General features: G+C 75.7%; 1 protein-coding gene. It reads right to left on the reverse strand.

All coding sequences use genetic code 11. The features are described from left to right. Positions 1-176: 176 nt before the first annotated feature. On the reverse strand, positions 177-3,798 hold a 3,622-nt coding region (locus SCA03_RS34450; protein WP_141275886.1), incomplete at its 5' end, for a non-ribosomal peptide synthetase.

Below are 3,798 nucleotides of genomic sequence, written 5' to 3' on the forward strand. Positions count from 1 at the left end.
GCCACACACCACCGCAACGGCATCGGGCGAGACGGTCGTCCGGGCGGCCACCAGCTCCGGCACCGAGCGGAAGGCCGGAGCGGTGCCGGCGGGCTCCGGGGTTCCGGCGGCGGTGGTGGGTGACGCAGTGGATTCCATGATTCCCCTCGTTCAACGCGGTGCTGGTGGTCGGTCGTTCAGGCGTGGGTGCCGTCGTCCCCGTCGCCCAGTGAGCGCTCTATCTCCTGGAGGACCTTCTCCTCCACCGCGTCCGCCAGGCCGGCCACGGTCGGGGCGTCGTAGAACGCCCGCACGGAGAAGGGCACCCCGAAGGTCGTCCGGATGCGGGAGATGACCTGGAGCGTCAGGATGGAGTTGCCGCCGAGCAGGAAGAAGTCGTCCTCCACGCCGACGTGTTCGGCGTCGAGGACCTCCTGCCACATCGCGGCGAGCAGCTCCTCGGTGACGGTGCGCGGCGCCACGTGCTCCGCGCCCCCGGTGGCGTCCGGCGCGGGCAGCGCACGGCGGTCGAGCTTGCCGTTCGGGGTGGTCGGCAGCTCCGGCAGCGGGACGACGGCGGACGGCACCATGGCGGCGGGCAGCGCCGACGCGGCGTGCCGGCGCAGCTCCGCCCGGTCCACGTCCGTCCCGCCGCGGGGCACGACGTAGGCCACCAGCCGGGCGGCGTCCGGGCGTTCGGCGTCCAGGACGACCGTCGCGCAGCGGGCCACGTCGGGGTGGCGGGCGAGGACGGCGTCGATCTCGCCGGGCTCGATGCGGTGCCCGCGGAGCTTGACCTGGTCGTCCGTGCGGCCGAGGTACTCCAGGGTGCCGTCCGCCGTCCACCGGCCGAGGTCGCCGGTGCGGTACATCCGGCTGCCGTCGGCGCGGACGGTGTCCGGGACGAAGCGGGTGGCGGTCAGTCCCGGCCGGCCGATGTAGCCGCGGGCGAGCTGCACACCGGCGAGGTGGATCTCGCCGACGGCCCCCGCGGGCGCCGGTCGGCCCAGCGGGTCCAGCACATGGACACGGGTGTTGCCGACGGGGGTGCCGAGCGGGACCCGCGGCCCGTGGTCCGTCCCCGGCAGGTGCCGGTGGGTGACGGTCTGCATGGTCACCTCGGTCGGCCCGTACAGGTTGACGACGGCTCCGGCGCCCAACTCCCGTGCGCGGTCGGCCAGATGGGGAGTGAGCGCCTCGCCGCCGAGGAAGAGCTGCCGCACACCGGTGAGCACCGGGCGGTCCCCGGCCGCGGCGGCCAGGGCCTCCAGCAGGGACGGCACGAGCTGCATCACCGTGACGCCGTGCCGCTCGACGAGCGGGGCGAGCCGGTCCGGGTCGAGGGCGACCTCGGTGTCGGCGACGCAGACCGCCGCACCGCACAGCAGCGGCGCCCACAGCTCCCACTGCGCGGCGTCGAAGCCGGCGGAGGCGCGGGCCAGCACCCGGTCGTCCGGCCCGAACCCGTACTCCCCGCACAGCCAGGTGAGGTGCGCGGCCAGGGCCTCGTGCGGGACGAGGACGCCCTTGGGCCGTCCGGTGGAGCCGGAGGTGTGGATGACGTAGGCGCCGCTGCCGGGCAGCAGCCGCTCCGGGAGGCCGGTCCCGTCCGCAGCGGGGACGGCGGGGCGCGCGCCGGTGTGGAGCACGACGGGGGTGGCCGGGCTCGGCGGCAGGCCGTCGGCCGACCCGGGGTCGACGAGGACCAGCCGCGCACCGCTGTCGTGCAGGACGTGGCCGAGGCGCTCGGCGGGGTGCGCCGCATCGAGCGGCACATAGGCGGCGCCGGTCTTCAGCACGGCCAGCAGCGCGACGGGCAGGTCGGCGGTGCGGGGCAGGCAGACGGCGACCCGGGTCTCCGGGCCCGCTCCCTGCGCCGCCAGGGCCCGGGCGAGTTCCTCGGCACGCGCGTCGAGTTGGGCATAGGTGAGCGCCGTCTCGCCGTGCAGCACGGCCACGGCCTCCGGGGTGCGGGCCGCCTGGGCGGCGATCAGCTCCGGGACGGTCCGGTCGGGCAGCGGCAGCGCGGGACCGGTGCCCTGGGCGAGGAGCGCGCTCCGCTCGTCCGGGGAGACGGGATCGAGCTGCCCGAGCCGCGGCCCGGCACCGGCGGACTCCGACCCGGCCGAGCCCGGGACCGCACCGAGCCCCCCACCGACCTCGGCTCCGGCCCCGGCCCCGGCTCCTGTCCCCGTCGCGGGGTCGTCCGCCGTCAGCTCGTCGAGCGCCCGGCCCAGCCCCGCGGCGAGCCGCTCGGCCGTGCCCGGGTCGAACAGCTCGGGGTCGTAGGTGAGGGTCAGTCCCAGCCGGTCGTCGCTGAGCGCGGCGACGAGCGTCAGGGCGTAGTTCGTCGCCTCCACCGCCGCGATGTCGCGGACGGCGGGCCCCTCCGCCGCGTCCAGCAGCGCGCTGTCCACGGGGTAGTTCTCGAAGACGATGAGGCTGTCGAACAGGGCGCCGCCACCGGGGAGTTCGGCCCCGAGGTCGCTGAGCGCCATGTACTCGTACTGGCGCGCCTCCGCCTGCCGCTGCTGGATACCGCGCAGCCACGCGGGCACCCGCGCCGCCGGGTCGACCTGGACACGGGCCGGCAGGGTGTTGATGAACAGGCCGAGGATCCGCTCCGCACCGGGCACATCGGCAGGGCGTCCGGAGACGGTCGTGCCGAACACCACGTCGGTCGCGCCCGTCCAGCGCGACAGCAGCAGCGCCCAGGCGCCCTGCACGACGGCGTTGGCGGTGATCCGTTCCCGGCGGGCGTACGCGGCGACGCGGGAGGCCACCTCGCCGGGCAACGGCACCGGCGTACGCCCGGACGACTGGCCCCGGTGGTTGCGGCCCGGCGCCCGGTCGTACGGCAGGGTGAGCGGCTCGTCGCAGCCCGCGAGGGTACGCCGCCACCAGGCGCGCCCGGCCTCCTGGTCCTGCGCGGCCAGCCAGCGCAGATAGGTGCGGAAGGAGCCGCGGGGCTCGCCGGTGCCCGTGCCGGTGTACTCGGCCACGACGTCGGACAGCAGCGCTGCCGTGCTCCAGCCGTCCAACAGCAGATGGTGGAAGGTCCACACGACGCGGACGCTGTCCCCGCCGAGCCGGGCGAGCGTCAGCCGCATCAGGGGCGGGGTGCGCAGATCCAGTCCCAGGGCACGGTCCCGGTCGAGGAACTCGGCCAGCTGCTCCCGGTGCCGGGCCTCGTCCGCTGCCACGTGCTGCCAGTCGAGCACGGTGACGGGCAGTTCCACCGCCCGGTGCACGACCTGAACGGGCCGGGCCACGCCCTCCCAGACGACCGCGGCGCGCAGCGCGTCGGAGCCGTCCAGCACCCGCTGCCAGGCCCGGGCGAGCGCCGCGGTGTCGTCGACCCCGTCGAGCACGAACGTGATCTGCTCCAGATACGCGGCCTCCTCGGGGTCGGACAGCGAGTGGAAGACCATGCCCGCCTGGAGCGGGGTCAGCGGGTAGATGTCGTCCACGGCCCGGCCGTCACCCGCCAGCAGATCCACCTCGGCCTGCTGGAGCGGGACGAGCGGGAAGTCCGAGGGCGTGCGGCCACCGGCGTCCGGGCGGGCGCAGTGCGCCACGACCCCGGCCAGCTCCTCCGCGTACTCCCGGGCGAGGCGTGCGACGGTCTCCTCGGTGTGCAGCTCCGTCGAGTACAGCCAGTCGAACGTGAGCACACCGTCGCGGACCATACCGACGACGTCGATCACATGCGGGCGCTGCTCGTCCGGATGGTGATCGCGCCCGCCGACGGCCAGCGAGGCGCCCAACAGCCCGCCGTCGCCCGTCGGTCCGGACTCGGGCGAGCCCGTGTCGAAGCGT

Source organism: Streptomyces cacaoi, from assembly GCF_006539165.1.
GTDB lineage: Bacteria > Actinomycetota > Actinomycetes > Streptomycetales > Streptomycetaceae > Streptomyces > Streptomyces cacaoi.